Below are 17,237 nucleotides of genomic sequence, written 5' to 3'. Positions count from 1 at the left end.
CTTGCGTCATGAAAAGATTTAATCAATGCAAAAACAAAGATGTCTCTGATTTGGCCGGTACCCGTGACATAAACCGCGCGTTTTGCACCGGCACGGCAGCACAGTCTGCGGCGGCCCAAGCGCATCAACCGTTCACGTCGATCAACACGCTCTTGAACCGCAAGTTGGCCTCGTACGCTTCCTTGCCGAGATCCTTGCCCACGCCCGAGCGGTTGTACCCGCCGGTCGGGAGGATGAAATCGGCGCTGCGGCCGTAGCGGTTGACCCAAACGGTGCCGGCCTCAAGCGTCCGCACGAGGCGCAGCGCGCGCCCAAGGTCGGCGGTATGCACGCCCGCCGCCAGCCCGTAGTCGGCATGGCGGGCAAGCGCAATCGCCTCCTCTTCCGAATCGAACGTCTGCAACGTCAAGACGGGGCCGAAGATTTCCTCCCGCACGGCGGCGGACTCGGACGTGACGTTTTCGATGAGCGTGGGGATATAGTAGGCACCCGCCGCACCTACCTGCGCTCGTTGCGCACCGCAACGAGCCTGCGCCCCGGCCTTAAGCGCCGCATCGACGAGCCCCTCGATTCGCTGCGCCTGCGCGTTCGACACGATCGGCGCAAGCGTTCCCTCCGCATCCCAGGTTGCACCCGCCGATAATCCTCTGAAGATTCGCTCGATTCGCTCGGCCAGCGGTTCGGCAATCGCGCGCTCGACGATCAAACGCGAGCCCGCTACGCACACCTGCCCCGCGTTGACCGTCACGGCCTTGGCGACGCGATTCGCCACCTCGTCGATATCCGGTGCATCGGCGAATACGATCTGTGGACTCTTGCCGCCGAGCTCGAGCGTTACCGGCTTCGTCCCGGCGTGCGCGCAGGCGGCCATGATCGCCGCGCCCGTTTGCGTGGAGCCGGTGAACGTCACCTTGCCGACGAGCGGATGCCGAACCAGCGCATCGCCCGTGGTACGTCCATCGCCCTGGACGACGTTGAACACCCCGGCCGGCACCCCGGCTTGCACCGCGAGTTCGGCCAATCGCAGCACCGAGAACGGGGTCATCTCCGATGGCTTCAAGACAACGGCATTCCCCGCGGCCAATGCGGGGGCGATCTTCCATGAAGCCATGACGAGCGGAAAATTCCACGGTGCGATGGCGCCGACCACCCCGTAAGGCTCGGCGATCGTCATGCCTAGGTGGCCGTGATCGGTTGCGGCCACTTGGCCGCCGATCTTGTCGGCGAATTCGGCGTAAAAGCGGATACCCTCGGCGGTAAAAGGCACATCCCAAGCGAACGCGTCGCGCACGGGTCTCGTCGACCCCATCGCTTCGAGCGGCGCCAAGGTCGGTGCGTCGGCGGCGACGAGATCCGCGAAGCGCCGCAAGATACGCGCACGTTCGCGCGGCGCCATCGTTGCCCAGCCGCTTCGGCGCCAGGCATGCCACGCGTTTTCGACCGCTTGGCCAACTAGGCTCTCGTCGCCGATGGGCAGCGCGGCATAGACCTGGCCGTCTGAAGGCCGCGCGACGTCGAGCGTCGGCCCCGGCGTTCGCAGATATTCTCCGCCGATGAAATGCGCGTCGTGCACGCGAATCGCATCGGGATCGAAGCTGTTCATGAACCACCCTCCGTCAATCGAGCACCGGTGTCGCGGAACGTCCGCGTCCTATGCGCTTCATGTGATCCATCGTACGGCAGAGGTCACAGCGCATTTCGCCGACAAAATTCCGCCGACGGCAGAACCCGCGCGTCGTGCTGCCGCAAACGAATCAGATTGCACTGCACCAAGGCGTACGCGCCGGGCCTTACCGCGCACCGCCCGCACACCGATAAAAGGATCGTCCTAGTCAGCGCCGACGCCACATGACACAGTTCGTCTCAATCAAGACCATCAGGGGGCACGCGTGTCGGACTCCATCCATTACCGGCGATTCACGGGCGCGGACATCGACGCCGCGCATGCGCTGACCGTCGAACTGAAGTGGCCGCACCGGGCGGAAGATTGGGCGTTCGTCGCCCCATTGGGAACAGGCTTCGTCGCCGTCCGCGATTCGCGCGTCATCGGCACGGTGCTGTGCTGGAAGTATGGGGAGCGCGCATCGTCGCTGGGCATGGTGATCGTTTCGCCGAAACACCAGGGGTCTGGCATCGGACGCAGGCTCATGGAAATGGCGCTCGACGAATTGGGTGCGCGAGCAACGATGCTCCATGCGACGCCAGCCGGCCTTCCCCTCTATGAAAAGCTCGGTTTCTCGCAGGTGGGCACGCTCGATCAGCACCAAGGCGCCGCGCTCCAGCCCGCGCTACTCGAGTTGCCGGCACGCGAACGGCTGCGGCCTTTAGGCGTCAACGACGCCCCGCGTCTCGTCGAACTCGCTTCACAAGCAAGCGGAGTCGATCGGACATCCGTACTGCCCCCGCTGCTCGACGTGGCCGAAGGCATCGGCTTGGACCGCGACGGCGAGCTGATCGGCTTTGCCCTGTTTCGCCGCTTCGGACGAGGACGTGCGATCGGCCCCGTCGTCGCGCCGCGCGACGAGAACCTCGTGCGAGCAAAGGCGTTGATCGGGCACTGGCTCGCGTCGAACCCCGGCATGTTCATTCGCATCGATACGCCCGGCGACAGCGGGCTTACGGCTTGGCTCGAATCGCTCGGCCTCGTACGCGTGGACAGCGTGATCAAGATGACCCGCCACCCCGAGTTACTGCCGGCCGTCGACGACGAACCATTCGCGCAGTTCGCCATCATCAACCAAGCCATCGGCTGATTCGGGCGATGACGTTTCTTTATAAAGCCGATCCCGCGCGCGGCGCGGTCTGGGCCAAGCTGTTCGCCGAGCGCGCACCCGAGATTGCCTTCAGCGTCTGGCCCGATTCGGGCGAGCTCGCCCACGTGCGCTACCTTGCTGCATGGCAACCGCCGGTCGATATCGCGCAGACGTTCCCGAACTTAGAAGTACTGTTCTCGGTGGGCGCCGGCATCGACCAATTCGATCTTTCCGTGGTTCCGGCGCATGTGCCGATCGTCAGAATGATCGAGCCCGGTATCGTCGAGGGCATGGTCGAGTACGTGACGCACGCCGTATTGACGATACATCGAGACTCGCTCGACTACGCCGATCAACAGCGCCGGGGCATTTGGCGCGAGCTTCCCGTCCGCCCGGCCGCGTCATGCCGGGTCGGCGTGCTTGGGCTTGGCATGCTGGGCACCGCCGTACTCGAGCGCCTGCGCCTATTCGGTTACGACCGCGCCGGTTGGAGCCGATCGGAACATTTGATCGACGGCGTGGCTTGCTACGCAGGCGAAGCGGCGCTCGACGCCTTCCTCGCACGTACCGACATCCTCGTCTGCCTCCTTCCGCTCACGCCGGCCACCCGTCATTTGCTCGATGCGCGCCTGCTCGGCAAGCTGCCGCGCGGGGCATCGCTGATCCAGACGGGGCGCGGCGCGCATCTCGTACAAGACGATTTGTTGCGCTTGCTCGACGCGGAGCATTTGCGCTACGCGTTGCTCGACGTTACGACACCGGAGCCTTTGCCGCCCGGCCATCCGTTTTGGCGGCATCCGCGCGTACGGATCACGCCGCACATCGCGAGCGCGACACGGCCTGAAACAGCGGTCGAATCGGTCTTGGATAACCTTAAGCGGCATCGGTTAGGACTGCCGATGACCGGCGAGATCGACCGGCGTCGCGGATATTGAGGCACGGGCAGCCCCCGTTTAGCGGTCAGCAGAAAATGCTGACCATCGGCATCAAAACGCGCGCCGCGCACTTTTCAGCGGTATTTTTCAAAGAACGAAGCGAAGCCCCTCGCCGGTACTATGAATCGTCATCGTTCACACCTGCACGGGGCCCGACACCATGTCGATTTCTTCGCTCATCGAAGCCGACCGCAAGCATCTGATCCATCCTGTCGTCAACTACCGCGCGCATGAAGCCCGCGGCGTGACCATTCTCGATTCCGCGCACGGCTCGTTCTTGCGCGACGCGCAAGGCAACGAGCTGCTCGATGCCTTCTCGGGACTGTGGTGCGTCAACGTCGGCTACGGTCATCAAAGCATCGTCGAGGCCGCCTCGCGGCAGATGGCGAAACTGCCGTATGCGACCGGGTACTTCCACTTCGGCAGCGCACCCGCCATCGAACTGGCGGCCCAGCTCGTCGAACGCGCCCCCGCTTCGCTACAACATGTCTATTTCACGCTGGGCGGCTCCGATGCCGTCGATTCCGCCGTGCGCTTCATCACGCATTACTTCAACGCCACGGGGCGTCCGCACAAGAAGCAATTCATCTCGCTCGAGCGCGGGTATCACGGGTCGTCGTCGGTGGGCTCGGGCCTGACCGCTCTACCAACCTTTCATCGGCATTTCGATCTGCCGCTGCCGCACCAGCATTACATCGCATCGCCTTACGCCTACCGCAACAGCTTCGCCGACGATGCCGCGCTCATCGAAGCCTCGGTCTCCATGCTTCGCGCCAAAGTGGACGAACTCGGCGCGGACAACGTCGCCGCGTTCTTTTGCGAGCCGATCCAGGGTTCAGGCGGGGTGATCGTGCCGCCGGTCGGATGGCTCAAAGCGATGCGCGATGCATGCCGCGCGCTCGGCATCCTATTCGTGGCCGACGAAGTCATCACCGGGTTCGGGCGCACCGGTCCGCTCTTCGCATGCGAAGCCGAGCACGTGGAGCCCGACCTCATGACCGTTGCGAAAGGACTGACGGCAGGCTATGCGCCGATGGGCGCCGTGCTCATGTCGGACGAACTCTATCGCGCCATCGCCGACGCAAGCCCCGACGCCCCGATCGGACACGGCTACACCTATAGCGCGCACCCGGTCAGCGCGGCGATCGCGCTCGAGGTCATGCGTCTGTACCACGAGGGCGGATTGCTGGCCAATGCGCAGACGTTAGCGCCGCGCTTCGCGCAAGGGCTCGACGCCCTGCTCGAGCATCCGCTCGTAGGCGATTCGCGTCATCGGGGGCTGCTCGGCGCGCTCGAACTCGTTGCGGACAAGGAAACCAAAAGCGGCTTCGATGCCGCGCTGAAGCTACCCGATCGCATCGCCGCCGCCGCATATCGCAATCGGTTGATCTTCCGGGCCTTCGGCGACAATATCCTCGGCTTCGCGCCTGCGCTGTCGTACACGGCCGACGAGTTCGACCTGTTGTTCGAGCGCCTGCGGCGTACGCTCGACGACGTCCTCGCCGAGCCCGACGTGCGGGCCGCAATCGATCGCAAAGCCCGCGCGGTCGCGTGCTAAAGTAATCGCTCGTTAGCGGCACGACTCGGGCGACACAAAGATGAGCGGAGATTGCAAGCTTGACCGGATCGATCTACGGATCCTTTCGCAACTTCAAAAGCGCGGACGTATCACTAACGTCGAACTCGCCGATGCGGTCGGCTTGTCGCCGAGTCCCTGTTTGATTCGCGTCAAGCGATTGGAGAAAGCCGGCTATATCGTCGGCTACGGCGCGCAGATACAGCTCGAAAAGCTCGGCGACGTTCAGATCGTTTTCACCGAGGTCACGCTCGCCGATCACCGCCGCGAGGATTTCATTCGCTTCGTCGCCGCGATCAAGGATGTCGACGAGATCATCGAATGCCATCTGGCCAGCGGCGGCTACGATTACCTGCTCAAGTTCGTGACGCGCAGCGTCAGCCACTATCAGAGCGTGATCGAAGGTCTGCTCGAACGCGACATCGGCATCGAAAAGTATTTCAGCTACGTCATCATCAAATCGCCTTTCGTTAAAACGCACTATCCGCTCGAGGTGCTGTTCCCGCAGTCGTAAAACGCGCTTTCGTCGCTCGAGCACGTGCTCGCGCACGTGCGCGGGGCGCATCGCGCGCCATCGTCCGCGCCGGCATCCGATTTCTCGTTCAGAACATTCGGCTTCAAGGAGGCATTCCCGTCATGGCTGGCACATATCGAATCGCCGTCATACCCGGCGACGGCATCGGTACCGAAGTGATGCCCGAAGGCTTGCGCGTACTCGATGCGGCAAGCCGGCGCTTCGGCATCTCGCTCGAATACGAGCATATCGATTGGGCAAGTTGCGATTACTACGAAAAGCACGGCCGGATGATGCCGGACGACTGGAAAGCCCAGCTTACGCGTTGCGATGCGATTCTGTTCGGCGCCGTGGGATGGCCCGCGAAGGTGCCGGACCATATCTCCCTCTGGGGCTCGCTGCTCAAGTTTCGGCGCGAGTTCGATCAATACATCAATTTGCGTCCCGCCCGGCTGTTCGAAGGCGTACCGTCGCCGCTTGCCGGGCGGCGTGCCGGCGATATCGACTTTTGGATCGTGCGCGAAAACACCGAGGGCGAATACTCGTCCGTGGGCGGCGTGATGTTCGAGGGAACGGAGCGCGAATTCGTCGTTCAGGAATCGATCTTTACGCGACGCGGCAGCGAGCGGGTGCTCAAGTTCGCGTTCGATTTGGCGCAGCGGCGCGCCAAGAAAAAGTTGACGGTCGCCACGAAGAGCAACGGCATCGCGATCAGCATGCCCTGGTGGGACGCGCGTGCGGCCGAAGTCGCCGCCGCCTACCCCGACGTCGCCTGGGACAAGCAGCACATCGACATTCTTTGCGCGCGCTTCGTACTGAACCCGGATCGCTTCGACGTCGTCGTCGCAACGAACCTATTCGGCGACATCCTCTCCGATCTCGGCCCGGCCTGCACCGGCACGATCGGGCTCGCGCCGTCGGCCAATCTGAACCCCGATCGCGCGTTTCCGTCGCTCTTCGAGCCCGTACACGGTTCGGCCCCCGACATCGCGGGCAAAGGCATCGCCAACCCGATCGCAATGATCTGGTCGGCGGCGATGATGCTCGATTTCCTCGGCCATCACGGCGGTCGGGAACGCGAGGCTCACGATGCCATCCTCGCGGCCATCGAGGCGACGTTGAAGGCGGGCCCCCGCACCGGCGATCTCGGCGGCAATGCGAAGACGGCCGACGTGGGCGCCGCGATCGCCGCTCGTGTGGCGGACCTCTAAGGCAATAGCGAATAGCGCGGCCGCCTTGCCTGCGGTATGACAGAGCACCGACGAGCCGCCCGACCGAATACCGAAATCGACGAAAGGAAGATCGACCATGACGACTAAGTTCGAGCCGGAAGCGCTGATACGCACGGCTAACTTTATCGGCGGGCGGTGGGTGCCCGCCGCAGACGGCGCGCTGTTCCCCGTCACGAATCCCGCGGACGGCACGCTCATTGCCGAAGTGGCCGACAGCCACGTCGCCGATGCACGCGCCGCGACCGACGCGGCCGCAGCCGCCCTGCCCGCTTGGCGCGAGACGTTGCCGAAAGAGCGCGCCGAGATCCTACGGCGCTGGCATGCCCTCATCGTCGCGAACCAAGATGCCCTCGGCGCCTTGATCTCGCGCGAGCAAGGCAAGCCGCTTGCCGAAGGGCGCGGCGAAGTAGCCTACGGCGCGTCGTATGTCGCATGGTTCGCCGAGGAAGCCACGCGCATCTACGGCGACTTGATTCCCCAGCAGCAGCGCGGCAAACGGATGAGCGCGATCAAGGAACCGATCGGGATCGTGGCGGCCGTCACGCCGTGGAATTTTCCGCTGGCGATGATCGCGCGCAAGATTGCCCCCGCGTTGGCAGCCGGGTGCACGGTCGTCGGCAAACCGGCCGAAGACACGCCGCTCACGGCATCGGCGCTCGTCTTGCTTGCGCATGAAGCCGGCGTGCCGCCCGGCGTGTTGAACCTCGTCACCGCCTCACGCGGACGCGGCGTGGAAGCGGTAGCCGACTGGCTGCACGATACGCGCGTACGCAAGATTACGTTCACGGGATCGACGGCTGTCGGCAAGCACCTGGCGCGCGAATCGGCCGATACGCTGAAGAAGCTCTCGCTCGAATTAGGCGGCAACGCACCGTTCATCGTGTTCGACGATGCCGATCTCGACGCTGCCGTAGCCGGGCTCATCGTTTCGAAATTCCGCAACGGTGGGCAAACCTGCGTGTGTCCCAACCGCGTTTATGTGCAAGCGGGTGTGTACGAGCGCTTCGCGGCGTTGCTGGCCGAACGCGTGCGTGCTTTGACGGTCGGTCCGGCGAGCGACGCATCGACTCAGATCGGCCCGATGATCAATGCACGCGCGGTGGATAAGATCGCGCGGCACGTCGACGACGCACTGACGCACGGCGCTCGTCTATTAACGGGCGGCGCGCGTCTTGCCGAACTCGGCGCCAACTTCTACGCACCGACGGTACTCGCCGATGCGAATACAAGCATGCTGCTATGCGACGAAGAGACGTTCGGCCCGGTCGTCCCGCTCTTCCGTTTCGAAGCGGAACACGAAGCGATTGAAGCGGCGAACGCCACCCCGTACGGACTGGCCTCGTATTTCTATAGCAACGACATGAAGCGAATCGACCGCGTCTCGCGCGCACTGGAGGCCGGGCTCGTCGGAATCAACGAAGGCGCGATCTCGAGCGAGGCCGCGCCGTTCGGCGGCGTGAAAGAATCGGGTTATGGACGGGAAGGCTCGAAATACGGTCTCGACGACTATTTGTCGATCAAGTATTTGTGTCAGGGCAATCTAGCTTAGCTAGCACGCGCGTGGCAATCGGCGAGCGGCGCGATGCGGCACCACTCGCCGTTCGCTCACGCCACACGCCCCCAATGGCGCAAACGTTACGGGAAAAGCGCCTCTACGCCGCGTCGGCCTCGACGCGGTTTCTGCCGGCCCGCTTCGCGCGATAAAGCCCGCGATCCGCTTCTTCGAGCAACTCGCCCGGCGTCGCGGAACCTTGCGGCGCAGATGTGGAGACACCGATCGATATCGTCACGCGGCCCTGCGGCGAGTGCGGAGCGGAAATATCGAGCGCTTCCACGGCGCGACGCAAAGACTCGGCGACCTCGCGAGCCGTTGACGTATCGCAGTTCGGCAGCACCACGACGAATTCCTCGCCACCGAACCGCGCGACGAAATCCCAGGGCCGCCTGAGCCCGCTTTGCAACGCCGATGCGACGGCCCGCAGGCAATCGTCGCCCGCGCGATGGCCGAAGTTGTCATTGAATTGCTTGAAGTAGTCGATGTCGACCATGAGAACGGATAGCGGCCGGCCCGCGTTGGCCGAGACGTCGAGCAGGTCGGGATACTGCGTATCAAAGTACTGACGGTTGAATGTTTTCGTCAACCCGTCGCGCAGCGAAGACTGGATCAACGATTCGTGCGCGCGATGCAAGCTTCGATACAAATGGCTGATCTCCCGCAGCAGCATGCCTAGAACGGCACTCGACGCGCACACCGCCGCGATCCGCGCGGTGTACCAACCCAGGCTATAGCGCGCGCCCGCGTGTATCGTCAGCACCACATCGACGGAGCCGGCCAGCAGCGCAATCGCCAGCCATAGTTCGAGCATCGTGCGCAACCGCGTCGTCGCGACGAGGCCGACGAAGGTGCCTATGTTGATGCAAACGACAGCGATCGCGATAGGGTTCTCGGCCAAGGCCCGGTACGAGCTGCCCGCGATCAGATCCGGCAACCAGACTACATGTTCGATTGCGACATAGCACGCCGCACTCGCAATGAGGGCCGCGCCCGCCGTGAGGCATGCCGCGATGAGCCATTTGTATCCCCGGCGCTGCGACCCGCGCGGGAACACGCGGCGCAACGCCAATGACGCGGCAACGAGCGCCGGAAAACCGCCGTGCCAGAACACCCAAATCCATACGGCCGATTGCGCGCCGGCGCCTAGCAATCCCGTAGGGGAGAAGACGCCCGGAAATGCGAGCATTTGGACGGCCACGGAAATGGCCGCGAACAGGTATGCGCCGCTTAGCGCCGCGTAAATAGGGCGACCCGATACCGAGTACTGCGTATAGAGCAGATGGGCCGTCAGACCTTCGGTCAATAAGACGGCCATGCCGAACATCGGCAGAAACGGTTCCACAACGGGGGCCGGCGTGCTGGCGCGCGGCCAAACGAGAACCGCCCCTAAGACCAGGAGCAGACCCACGATTGCAGCGATGAGTCGATGCCGGGGCGTGGACGGTGCGTTAAGTGAGTAGCTTGTCGACAAGGTGAGCGTTGCGTTGAGTGCCGGAGCACAAAAATTGACGCATCGATCCTACTCTTGAAACATAGTCCACTGGATCCAGAAGAATACGCACTTGCATTGCGGCCAAGCAGGCTGTACGACGAGCATCCGCGCGCAGCAATACCCGTGTCCGCACGGAGCCTCCCTATCAATGTAGACAGGTAGATCTGTTGCTTTCAACGGTCTAACAATATGAATAGGGAGGAAGCGACATAACTAAATCCAAACAACCCACACGAGTCGTGAGACTTTGCGATACAGGAGATGACCATGTCCCGAGTATTTATCAGCGCCGGCGATCTTGAAGACGGCAGGATTCAGGTCTTTGCCGTGGATAGCAACGGTCAGCTTGCAAGCAGGTGGAAGGAAACAACCAATCCGGATTCGGGGTGGACCGCATGGCAGCCCTTCCAAACGCCCAATGGAGGAGCGACGAGCATTGCGGTCGGTTACTTGTCCGATAAACGGATTCAGTTGTTTGCAACCGATCGGAATGGGAACACCGTAAGTTGCTGGAAAACGACGCCAAACCCTGACGCGAGCTGGACGCCCTGGTCTGCGTTCTAAGCGAATCTGACTATCGGCGGCGGCGCAATACGTAACTTGTCGGCGATTGAGTATTGCGCCGTTTCTATCGCTTTCGAGCGGCACCAACGATCATCCACCTCCCTTCGCGATCCTGTACTGCGCACGAGCGCAGTCGCATAAGCAAGTAATCCGATCCCCATACCAGGAAGGGCCGCACCTACCATTCAACAACGCTTAACGACCGGTTTATTCCTCATTAAGCACAATTTGGGGATGAACTTTTATAGTGGCTCCTGCTTATGCGCGTTGTCGGCACCCAAAGCCGATCGCACAATGAATCGACAGGAGCCGCAGATGAATTTCGAGTCGCTGAACACGCCCGCAGCATTGATCGACGTCGCGCAAATGCGCCGCAACATCGAGCGAATGCAGCAGCGCATGAATACGCTCGGCGTGAGTTTTCGGCCACACGTCAAGACAACCAAATGCGAGCAAGTGGTCAAGGCGCAGATGGACGCCGGCGCACGCGGCATTACCGTATCGACACTCAAAGAAGCCGAGCAGTTCTTTGCAAGCGGGATCGGAGACATCGTCTATGCGGTCGGCATGGCCCCGGCGAAACTTGCGCAGGCCCATGCGCTTCGGCGGCAAGGCTGCGCTCTGAAGATCGTCGCCGACAGCGTAGCCTGTGCGCAAGCGATCGTCGCCTTCGGCCGAGAGCACGCCGAACCCTTCGAGGTTTGGATCGAGATCGATGTGGATGGCCATCGATCAGGTATTGCGCCTGACGACGATGCACTCCTCGACGTCGCGACCACGCTATCCGACGGCGGGATGCATCTCGGCGGCGTTTTGGCCCATGCGGGGTCCAGCTACGATTACGACACGCCCGCCGAATTGGTCCGCATCGCCGAACAAGAACGTTCGCGCTGCGTGCGCGCTGCCGAGCGCATTCGGTCGGCGGGCTTGAGGTGCGATGTCGTCAGCATCGGTTCGACGCCGACCGCTCTGGCCGCCGAGCATCTCGATGGCATCACGGAGGTCCGTGCGGGGGTCTATGTCATGTTCGACCTCGTCATGCATAACGTGGGCGTCAACGACACTTCCGATATTGCATTGAGCGTATTGACGACAGTGATCGGCCACCAGAGCGAGAAAGGCTGGGCCATTGTGGACGCGGGTTGGATGGCCATGAGCCGCGATCGCGGCACCCAGCGCCAAAAACGCGATTTCGGCTACGGGCTCGTCTGCCTCGAAAACGGCGAGGCGCTGGGCGAGTATGTGTTAAGCGGCGCAAACCAGGAACACGGCATCATCTCCCGGGCCGGTTCGCCGGATCTCGAGATCGGTGAGCGGTTTCCGATCGGCACGCGTCTACGCATTCTGCCCAACCATGCCTGCGCCACCGGCGCCCAGCATCCCGCCTATCGGGCCGTCAATCCGGACGGCAGCATCGAAACCTGGCCTCGCTTCTATGGCTGGTAAGGACAACGTCCCCCGCTTCACGCCGCAGAAACTGCCGCGAAGCCCCTCGAAAACGGCTAAAAACTGTGCTTTTCGCCGATGAATTCGGCGTCGTTGCGAACGCATTCTTGCTTAAATTTCAGCTACCGATCTTTCCGTCGGCGCGCGCCCGAAATATATCGGCAAGCCCTCTCATTCAAGCATCCCTCGGGATTCGTCACTTATCGAGACTGAAGACATGATCGACTTCGAGCCGAAATTCATTACGTTCGATTGCTACGGTACGCTCGTCAACTTCCGCATGGCCGACATGGCGCGAGAGATTTACGGCAACCGTCTGCGCGGCGACGCCATGGAAAATTTCGTCAAGCTGTTCGCCGCCTATCGACGCGACGAAGTGCTCGGCGCCTGGAAGCCCTATCGCGACGTCGTCGTCAATTCGGTGCGCCGCACCTGCGAGCGGACCGGCGTGCCTTTCATCGAAAGCGAGGCCGAAAAGTTCTACGTGGCGGTGCCGACGTGGGGACCGCATCCGGATGTCCCCGAGGGACTCTCGCGTCTGGCAAAGAAATACAAGCTGGTCGGCCTGACCAACGCCGACAACGCGCAGATCACGAGCAATATCGAAAAGCTCGGCGCGCCGTTTCATGCCGTCATCACGGCGGAAGACGCCGGCGCGTACAAACCGCGCATGCAAGGCTTCGAATACATGTTCAAGAAGCTTGACGTGCAGCCGCACGAAATTCTGCATGTCTCGTCGAGCCCGCGCTACGACCTCATGACCGCGCACGACCTGGGTATCGTCCACAAAGCTCACGTGCTGCGTGGGCATGAACCGGAAGCACCGGAATACGGGTACACCCCCGTTAAAAGCATCATCGAGTTGGCCGAACAACTCGGCCTCTAACCGCTTCCGGTCATTCGCACACGCCATAGGAGCACATGTGAACGCAGCGTTCGTACTGCACCGCGCCGACGGTGCCTCTTTATCAACCGCTTTCCGCAGAGGTGCATTCGGCCGGAACGATCCATTTGCGCGAAGTCGGGAAATCGCCTGGGAAGGCCCCGACTCGATTACCGCGGGTCGAATCAGTTTCATCGGCCAACTCGACGTGCCGACCTTCCCCCATATCGAAACCATCGTCGTCGTCGAAGGCAAACTCACATTGGAAGCGGCCGGTATGGCGCCGTTGTCACTCGGTCCGCAAGAGGGGGCCGTTATCGGCGCGGGCACCTCGCTTCGCATCAGCGCCGAATCGCGCGTGCTTTTCGTGTTCTGCGCGGCCGCCTGCAAGGAATCGATGACGAGCGGCCTATTCCCCTTGCGCGCGGAGGCCGACTTCAAGCCATCCGCTTCCCTACCGGCTGAAGTACTGCTCGGCCCGGCCCCGCAGTGCCGGAGCGACAATATCTTCGCCGATGACGGCACGGCTTACAGCGCGGGCACGTGGGATTCGACGCCCTATCATCGGATCGTTCGCCCGCATCGCGTGAACGAATTCATGTGTCTCTTGGCCGGCAGCGTGCGGTTCGCCGCGCCCGACGGCAGCGTGCTGTCGCTCGATACCGGCGACGCGATCTTCGTGCCGAAGGACACGCCGATCGGATGGGAAAGCGGCGATCGCGTTGCGAAGTTTTACGTTGTTCAGAACGTCCAGGCCTCAATCGAACGAGCTTAATCATGTCCCCTCCGCTGCGCCCCATACACACTTCGCCCACGCTGCCGGCCTTCGCTGACGTCGTCGTCATCGGAGGCGGCATCATCGGTGTCTTTGCCGCCTATTACATGGCCCAGCGTGGGGCGTCGGTCGCCCTGGTCGAGAAGGGAAGGATCGGCGCCGAGCAGTCGAGCCGCAATTGGGGCTGGTGCCGGCAGCAAAACCGCGACGAGCGCGAGTTGCCGATGGCAAGCAAGAGCATCGATCTGTGGGAGCGCTTCGGCATCGAATCGGGTGAGGACACCGGCTTTCATCGTTGCGGGCTGCTGTATCTGAGCAACGACGACGCCGAACTGTCGCGCTGGGCCAGTTGGGGCGAGTTCGCGAAGACGGCAGGCGTCACCACTTACATGCTCGATAGCCGGCAAGCGGCCGAGCGAGGGAAGGCGACGGGGCGAGCCTGGAAAGGCGGCGTGTTTTCGCCGAGCGACGGTACGGCTGACCCTGCGAAGGCGGCGCCGGCCGTGGCAGCTGCGCTGATGAAGCTCGGCGGTAGCGTCACGCAGCACTGCGCGGCACGCGGCATCGAGTTGGAAGGCGGGCGGGTCTGCGGCGTCGTCACGGAAGCCGGCGTCATCAAGACGCGTACCGTGGTGCTGGCCGGTGGCGCGTGGGCTTCCGCGTTCTGCCGTCAGTTGGGCATCCGGTTTCCTCAGGCATCGATCCGCCAATCCATTCTTAGCGTGTCGCCGGTGGAACATCGCTTGCCCGATGCGCTATTCACTTCCGGGGTGTCCATTACTCGCCGCAGCGACGGACGCTATGCACTGGCTATTAGCGGACGTGCGCGCGTCGATGTGACGCCGCAGTTCCTGCGGTTCGCTCCGCAGTTCCTGCCGATGTTCGCCAAACGCTGGCGTAGCCTTCTTCCAGGCGGCCTAGAGGGCGTTCGCGGCGGCCATGAAACGCTGAAACGGTGGCGGCTCGATGAGCCGACCCCGATGGAGCGCGTGCGCATTCTCGATCCGAAGCCCGATCGGCCGACCATTGCCGAAACCCATCGCCGTGCGGTCGCATTGCTACCCGAGCTCGGCCAGGCCAAGATCACGCACGCGTGGGCCGGTTTCGTCGACAGCACGCCCGATGGCGTTCCGGGCATCGGCGAAGTGCCGGGCGTGCCCGGCTTGATCTTGGCAGCAGGTTTTTCGGGCCATGGTTTCGGCATCGGGCCCGGCGCCGGGCACTTGGTGGCCGATCTCGCCACCGGAGCGAACCCGATCGTCGACCCTGCTCCCTATCGGCCCGCTCGATTCGCCGACACCGCGTGGGGCAAGGTGGCCGATTTTTAGCGGCTAAGGATTAGGGCTGCGCCAGAGAGACGCAATAAGTCTCGTAAATGGCGCAGGTCTTCAAACTAGGCCGCTTTAAAAACATCGGATTCGAATTCTCGGCATCGCCGCGTCATATGCGGCGGCTATCAATCGTAGTAGCCGAGAATCGACTTCACCTCCATGAATTCTTCCATGCCTTCGATGCCATACTCTCGGCCGTTCCCGGACTGCTTATACCCGCCGAACGGCGCTTGCGGGTCCCATGCCGGGTAATTCAGATGCACCTGGCCCGACTGAATGCGCGCGGCAACCGCACGCACCAGCATCTTATCCGTGCCTTGCACATGGGCACCTAGTCCGTAGACCGTATCGTTCGCGATGGTGATCGCTTCTTCGACCGAATCGTAGGGAAGGATGGCGAGGACCGGGCCGAAGATCTCCTCCCGGGCGATTTTCATATCGGTACGGACATCGGAAAAGATAGTAGGCCGCGCATAGAAACCCTCGCCGAATGCCGCGGGCCTTCCTAGCCCGCCGACGATCAACTTGGCCTGCTCGGCGATGCCCGCCCCGATCATCTCTTGCACACGCAAAAATTGCGCGCGATTGGCCAACGGACCGTGCGTCGTGGCTTCGTCGAATGGATCGCCCACGATGATCTTGTCCACAGCGGCGAGGGCCAATGCTTCGACTTCGCCCAAGAGGTTGCGCGGTACGATCATGCGCGTCGGCGCGCTGCACGACTGGCCCATATTCCGAAACGCCGCGGCAACGCCAAGCGAGACGGCACGCGGCAAATCGGCATCGGGCAGCACGACGTTGGGCGACTTGCCGCCCAACTCTTGCGCCACGCGCTTGACCGTTGGAGCGGCCGCTTGCGCGACCAGCACGCCCGCACGCGTCGACCCGGTGATCGAGACCATATCGACGTGAGGGTGCGATGCCAGCGCGGCGCCGACCTCCGCGCCGCTGCCGCTCACGAGATTGAACACGCCCGCCGGGACGCCCGCATCCTCTATGACTTCCGCAAATAACAACGCGCTTAGCGGCGAAAGCTCGCTTGGTTTCAAAACCACCGTGCATCCTGCGGCCAGGGCAGGACCGACCTTGGCCGTGATTTGGTAAATGGGCCAGTTCCACGGCGTGATCAGGGCGCATACGCCGATCGGCTCGCGAACCACCGCCGTCGTACCCCGCTGAATTCGGAACGAGTAACTCGCTAGGTTATCGCGCGCGACACGGATATGCTCGGCCGCGAGCGGCACATGAGCGGCGCGCGCATAGCTGATAGGCGCACCCATCTCCGTTGCCAGCGCAGCGGCGAATAGCTCGGTGCGCTCCAGTAGCAAGGTGTGAATGCGGTCGAGCAGTGTCGCGCGTTCTTGCGGCGAAGTCGCCGACCAACCGGCAAACGCTTTGCGCGCCGCACATACGGCCCGCTCGACGTCGCGCGCGTTGCCCAGCGGAATTTCGCAGATTGCTTTTTCGGTGGACGGTGAAACGACCGCTATGCGATCGGTACCGTCGGGCGTTACCCACTCGCCCCCGATAAAGAACCGATCGAGCCGTCTCGCTTGCATGAGGTGAGAAACAGGTGAAGTCATTGCTGTGTGTCCCTATGCCGTCGCACGAGGCCGCCTACACCATCGCCACCGCCTCTACCTCGATCTTCAGACCGAAGTGCAGTGCGGGAACGGGGACAACGGCACGCGCGGGTTTCGCCTCTCCGGTCCAACGCGCGTATATCGCGTTGAAACTCGGCCAATACTCGATATCGACGATATAGACCCGGACCTGGACCAGTTTCGTGACGTCGCTGCCCGCGCCGGCCAGTGCACAAGCCAAATTGGCCAACACCTGCTCGGCTTGGGCTTCGAACGGCCCGTCCGTCAGTTTGCGGCCCGTCGCATCGATCGGAAGCTGCCCCGACACAAAAACCAGGCCATTCGCGATCGAGACGTGGCTGTAGTGTCCTCCCGGCGTAGCGAGTCCGGTGGGGTTCACCGTTCGAGGGGCCTGTTCACCTTGCTCGCTCTGATCCATAAAGATCACGGTCGCTATAAATGGAAAGATGCCTAGCTCCTTCGCTGGAAGCGACGAAAGCCAGCGCTTTTTGGATCGGCGCCGTTGACGGCACCAGACTCACGCCGCCCACTATAGAAAAAAATATTTTCGCCGTGTTTAATAACTCATGAATTCATC

At 62.6% G+C, this 17,237-nt stretch carries 15 protein-coding genes; 11 read left to right on the top strand and 4 right to left on the bottom strand.

Going from position 1 to position 17,237, the window contains the following annotated elements:
• Window positions 1–124: 124 nt before the first annotated feature.
• Window positions 125–1,603, bottom strand: coding sequence for an aldehyde dehydrogenase family protein (locus AB1286_RS23575; RefSeq protein ID WP_430365663.1), 1,479 nt, complete (start codon window positions 1,601–1,603; stop codon window positions 125–127).
• Window positions 1,604–1,889: 286 nt separating this feature from the next.
• Here AB1286_RS23575 and AB1286_RS23570 point away from each other — a divergent pair, with 286 nt between their 5' ends.
• The 6 genes from AB1286_RS23570 to AB1286_RS23545 all read left to right on the top strand — a co-directional run bounded on the left by AB1286_RS23570 (window position 1,890) and on the right by AB1286_RS23545 (window position 8,559).
• A complete protein-coding gene (locus AB1286_RS23570; protein ID WP_430365662.1) occupies window positions 1,890–2,753 on the top strand; it encodes a GNAT family N-acetyltransferase in 864 nt (287 codons plus the stop codon).
• Window positions 2,754–2,761: 8 nt separating this feature from the next.
• Window positions 2,762–3,688: a 2-hydroxyacid dehydrogenase gene (locus AB1286_RS23565; RefSeq protein ID WP_430365661.1), complete on the top strand. Its 927-nt coding sequence runs from the start codon at window positions 2,762–2,764 to the stop codon at window positions 3,686–3,688.
• Window positions 3,689–3,848: 160 nt separating this feature from the next.
• The gene (locus AB1286_RS23560; RefSeq protein ID WP_430365660.1) at window positions 3,849–5,246 is read left to right on the top strand and encodes an aspartate aminotransferase family protein; all 1,398 of its coding nucleotides are present in this window, start codon (window positions 3,849–3,851) and stop codon (window positions 5,244–5,246) included.
• A 40-nt stretch (window positions 5,247–5,286) separates the two neighbouring features.
• Entirely contained in the window at window positions 5,287–5,778 is a 492-nt protein-coding gene (locus AB1286_RS23555; protein WP_206956247.1) for an Lrp/AsnC family transcriptional regulator, read from the top strand.
• A 122-nt stretch (window positions 5,779–5,900) separates the two neighbouring features.
• Window positions 5,901–6,989 (top strand): tartrate dehydrogenase, encoded by a 1,089-nt coding sequence (locus AB1286_RS23550; RefSeq protein WP_430365659.1) that lies wholly within the window; start codon window positions 5,901–5,903, stop codon window positions 6,987–6,989.
• A 97-nt stretch (window positions 6,990–7,086) separates the two neighbouring features.
• The gene (locus AB1286_RS23545; protein ID WP_430365658.1) at window positions 7,087–8,559 is read left to right on the top strand and encodes an NAD-dependent succinate-semialdehyde dehydrogenase; all 1,473 of its coding nucleotides are present in this window, start codon (window positions 7,087–7,089) and stop codon (window positions 8,557–8,559) included.
• Between the two features lie 103 nt (window positions 8,560–8,662).
• Here AB1286_RS23545 and AB1286_RS23540 read toward each other — a convergent pair whose 3' ends face one another.
• Complete coding sequence (locus AB1286_RS23540) at window positions 8,663–9,973, bottom strand: sensor domain-containing diguanylate cyclase (RefSeq protein ID WP_430365657.1); 1,311 nt, start codon at window positions 9,971–9,973, stop codon at window positions 8,663–8,665.
• A 351-nt stretch (window positions 9,974–10,324) separates the two neighbouring features.
• Between AB1286_RS23540 and AB1286_RS23535 the strand changes: the two genes are divergently transcribed.
• From AB1286_RS23535 to AB1286_RS23515, 5 genes are all read left to right on the top strand, one after another.
• Window positions 10,325–10,621, top strand: coding sequence for a hypothetical protein (locus AB1286_RS23535; RefSeq protein WP_430365656.1), 297 nt, complete (start codon window positions 10,325–10,327; stop codon window positions 10,619–10,621).
• 315 nt (window positions 10,622–10,936) lie between these two features.
• Window positions 10,937–12,067, top strand: coding sequence for a DSD1 family PLP-dependent enzyme (locus tag AB1286_RS23530; RefSeq protein ID WP_430365655.1), 1,131 nt, complete (start codon window positions 10,937–10,939; stop codon window positions 12,065–12,067).
• A 217-nt stretch (window positions 12,068–12,284) separates the two neighbouring features.
• Window positions 12,285–12,953, top strand: coding sequence for a haloacid dehalogenase type II (locus tag AB1286_RS23525; protein ID WP_430365654.1), 669 nt, complete (start codon window positions 12,285–12,287; stop codon window positions 12,951–12,953).
• A gap of 37 nt (window positions 12,954–12,990) precedes the next feature.
• Window positions 12,991–13,725, top strand: coding sequence for a cupin domain-containing protein (locus AB1286_RS23520; protein ID WP_430365653.1), 735 nt, complete (start codon window positions 12,991–12,993; stop codon window positions 13,723–13,725).
• A 2-nt stretch (window positions 13,726–13,727) separates the two neighbouring features.
• Window positions 13,728–15,053, top strand: coding sequence for an NAD(P)/FAD-dependent oxidoreductase (locus AB1286_RS23515; RefSeq protein WP_430365652.1), 1,326 nt, complete (start codon window positions 13,728–13,730; stop codon window positions 15,051–15,053).
• A gap of 128 nt (window positions 15,054–15,181) precedes the next feature.
• On the opposite strand, the gene AB1286_RS23510 is transcribed toward AB1286_RS23515, so the two are convergent.
• Together AB1286_RS23510 and AB1286_RS23505 are read right to left on the bottom strand one after the other, a co-directional pair.
• Window positions 15,182–16,639: an aldehyde dehydrogenase family protein gene (locus AB1286_RS23510; RefSeq protein ID WP_430365651.1), complete on the bottom strand. Its 1,458-nt coding sequence runs from the start codon at window positions 16,637–16,639 to the stop codon at window positions 15,182–15,184.
• A gap of 34 nt (window positions 16,640–16,673) precedes the next feature.
• Complete coding sequence (locus AB1286_RS23505; protein ID WP_430365650.1) at window positions 16,674–17,078, bottom strand: RidA family protein; 405 nt, start codon at window positions 17,076–17,078, stop codon at window positions 16,674–16,676.
• Between the last annotated feature and the right edge of the window lie 159 nt (window positions 17,079–17,237).

This window comes from Trinickia sp. NRRL B-1857, assembly GCF_050470685.1.
Classification (GTDB): Bacteria; Pseudomonadota; Gammaproteobacteria; order Burkholderiales; family Burkholderiaceae; genus Trinickia.
This window is presented reverse-complemented; position numbering and strand designations above follow the sequence as displayed.